Annotated in this window: 3 protein-coding genes and 1 pseudogene; all 4 read left to right on the forward strand. The window is 51.3% G+C overall.

All coding sequences use genetic code 11. The annotated features are described in order from the left end of the window. Positions 1-121 precede the first annotated feature (121 nt). The gene (locus tag VAE48_RS16375; RefSeq protein ID WP_322794410.1) at positions 122-427 is read left to right on the forward strand and encodes a DUF4190 domain-containing protein; all 306 of its coding nucleotides are present in this window, start codon (positions 122-124) and stop codon (positions 425-427) included. A gap of 6 nt (positions 428-433) precedes the next feature. Continuing rightward, positions 434-1534 (forward strand): sensor histidine kinase, encoded by a 1101-nt coding sequence (locus VAE48_RS16380; RefSeq protein ID WP_322794411.1) that lies wholly within the window; start codon positions 434-436, stop codon positions 1532-1534. After that, complete coding sequence (locus VAE48_RS16385; protein ID WP_322794412.1) at positions 1527-2192, forward strand: response regulator transcription factor; 666 nt, start codon at positions 1527-1529, stop codon at positions 2190-2192. Before VAE48_RS16380 ends, VAE48_RS16385 begins: the two co-directional genes overlap by 8 nt. Continuing rightward, positions 2185-2834: pseudogene (locus VAE48_RS16390) on the forward strand (hypothetical protein); the annotation flags it as partial. The gene VAE48_RS16385 and the pseudogene VAE48_RS16390, both read left to right, overlap by 8 nt.

Raw genomic sequence — 2834 nt, forward strand, 5'->3', positions numbered from 1 at the left:
GCGCCTGCGATTTTGGGGGAGGCGGGAGGGGGACGAAACTCGAAAGTTGATGTAAAAATGATTTATCCCGAATTGGCGTTAAAATAATCTTGATGACTTACCAAAAAAGAGAACAAATTTCATGAACAGAACCTCGCAATCTCAAATTGTATCGTATCATCCGCTCGCGATTGTCGGACTGGTGCTGGGCATCCTGGGGTTGGGAGTTTTACCCCTGGTTGGCTCGATTGGGGCAATCATCGCCGGCAAAATGGCGCAAAAAGAAATTTCAGAAAAACCGGATATCTTCACCGGTGAAAACATTGCCCGCGCCGGGATTGTGATGGGGTGGATCGGGGTAGCACTGGGTTCGTTGGTCTGTATCCTCGCGCTGTTGGCGTTCCTTTTCTTCATCCCAATCCCGACCCAGTCAATTCCCCGGTACTGAGCGGAAATGGACGCTCCGAAACACTGGAAAGATCTCATTAACCGCTTTTTCAACCGGCTGCGCTGGCGGCTTACCCTGAGTTTTACGCTGGTCACCCTGGGGGCAATCTTAATGGCAGCCTGGTGGTTCTTTCTGGCGTTCAATCTATATCTTTCTCGTCTCCTGCCAGACATTTTTGTAAATGAGATGAGTGGTGAACTCCTGATGACTGCGATTCGTCTGGCAGGACCTGCTCTTTTGGTTTTGATTATCCCGGCTGTGCTGGTTGGAACTTTATTTGGTTTTTTCACTGCTCGTTGGTTAGAAAATCGCCTTGACCATTTGCGCGAAACAACCAACGCCTGGGCCAATGGCAACTTTAAACCGCGCATTCATGATCCGGCACAAGATGAGATTGCCCGCTTCGGCAGGCAGCTCAATCAGATGGCTTCCGAATTAGAAACCCTGTTGATGACCCGGCAGCAGCTGGCTGCCATGGAAGAACGCAATCAACTGGCTCGAGATCTCCACGATTCGGTCAAGCAAAATCTGGCAGCAGCTATTCTTCAAATCAGCGCTGCTCGAAATTTGATCGAAACCAGGCCTGACGGTGCCAAACTGGCGCTCCATCAGGCTGAGAATCTCGCACTCCAGAGCCAGCAAGAACTGACCAATGTGATACTGGAACTGCGTCCGGCTGCTCTGCATGAGAAGGAACTGACCGCCGCACTGAAAGATTACCTGCAACAATGGCAGCAACAAAATCATCTTGCTATTGAATTTTCTCATTCCGAAAACCTGAAACTTTCCTTCAGTCAGGAATTGACCCTCTTCAGAATCGTGCAGGAAGCGCTTGCCAATGTGAGCCGCCATAGCGGGGCAAATCAGGTCAATGTTGCTCTCTGGGGGGATAGTCGGGAGGTAATTCTGGCAGTGCAGGACAATGGTCGCGGATTTGATCCGCATGGGTTAAATTCCCCCGGTTTTGGCTTGAAAAGTATGCAAGACCGGCTTGAAGAAATCGGTGGAAGGCTTGAGATCGAAAGTTCACCCGGACAAGGTACCCGTCTTTCCGCTCATTTGCCGCTCAGGTTTGAACCGCGAAACGAGGTTAATACGCATGAGTGAACCACACAATCCGATTACGGTGATCATTGTGGACGACCACGCCGTTGTGCGGCAGGGCTTAATCGCTTTTCTGCAAACCCAGGATGACATTGAAGTGATTGGTGAGGCAGAAAATGGCGTCCAATTGCTCGAACTTCTCCCCCATAGCGTGCCCGATGTCCTTCTAATGGATTTGATCATGCCGGACATGGACGGCGTGGAGGCAACCCGGCGGGTAAAAACCATTAGTCCTCATACCCAGGTCATCATTTTCACTTCTTACTACAAGGATGAACATATTTTTCCGGCTGTCCGGGCAGGCGCACTATCCTATATTCTTAAGGATTCAAAACCCGATGAGCTGGCCGATGCAATTCGTAAAGCTTCGCGAGGTGAGGCAGTCCTTCATCCGCGCGTTGCTGCTCGACTGGTACAGGAAGTTCAAGGTGCGCGCCGCGAAACGCTCAACCCATTTTCCGAATTAAGTGACCGCGAAATGGAAATCCTGCGTCTGATTGCCAGCGGAATATCAAACCGCGAGATTGCCGAAACCTTGTTCATCAGTGAAAAAACGGTCAAGAGCCATGTCAGCAACATTCTTTCCAAACTACACCTGGCAGACCGTACTCAGGCAGCCGTGTACGCATGGAATCAGGGGATCGTCAGACGGGATGAATAATCCAACCCCGCTTTCGGAAGAGAATATTCAAGTCTGGATTGCAAAGTTGCGTTCAATGCGGAAATACCACACGCTGGATTTACCAGAAGCCCTGCTGCGTGATTTGATTGTTGAGGAATTTGCCCGGCAGTCAAATCCAGACAAGGCCTTGCAATCCGTACGCGAGAAGCTTCACAATATTGTCGCCCCCTATCTTGGCGATCCGGATTATTTCGCATCACAAACCGCCATGCAGGCCGCCTTTGCCAGTGGTGATCCACAGTCCATTCGGGATTTTTGCCTGTCCATGCTGGCAAGCCACGCCTCCACCCGCGAGCGGATTGCTTGGCTGGATAATTTCTACACACGCCTGTGGGAGATAACTGGCCTTCCCCAAAGCGTCCTTGACCTGGCCTGTGGTATGCAGCCCTTTGCCCTGCCGTGGATGAAACTACCCCCTTCCACCCGCTATCATGCTTACGACCTGCACCGTCCGCGGGTGGAGTTGATTAACCTGTTTTTTGAGTTGAGCGGTCGTCCCTGCCTTGCTTTTCACCAGGATATTCTGGTAGAGCCCCCGACAATTCCAGCGGACGTTGCCTTTTTCTTCAAAGAGGCTCACCGCTTTGAGCAGCGTCGCCGCGGGGCATGCCGGTCGTTTTT

This window comes from Bellilinea sp. (genome assembly GCF_034432615.1).
Taxonomy (GTDB): Bacteria; Chloroflexota; Anaerolineae; order Anaerolineales; family Anaerolineaceae; genus Bellilinea.

Excerpts from the sequence above, each read along its gene's own strand:
- VAE48_RS16385 (WP_322794412.1), top strand. The coding sequence starts at position 1,527 with ATGAGTGAACCACACAATCCGATTACGGTGATCATTGTGGACGACCAC.
- VAE48_RS16375 (WP_322794410.1), top strand. The coding sequence starts at position 122 with ATGAACAGAACCTCGCAATCTCAAATTGTATCGTATCATCCGCTCGCG.
- VAE48_RS16380 (WP_322794411.1), top strand. The coding sequence starts at position 434 with ATGGACGCTCCGAAACACTGGAAAGATCTCATTAACCGCTTTTTCAAC.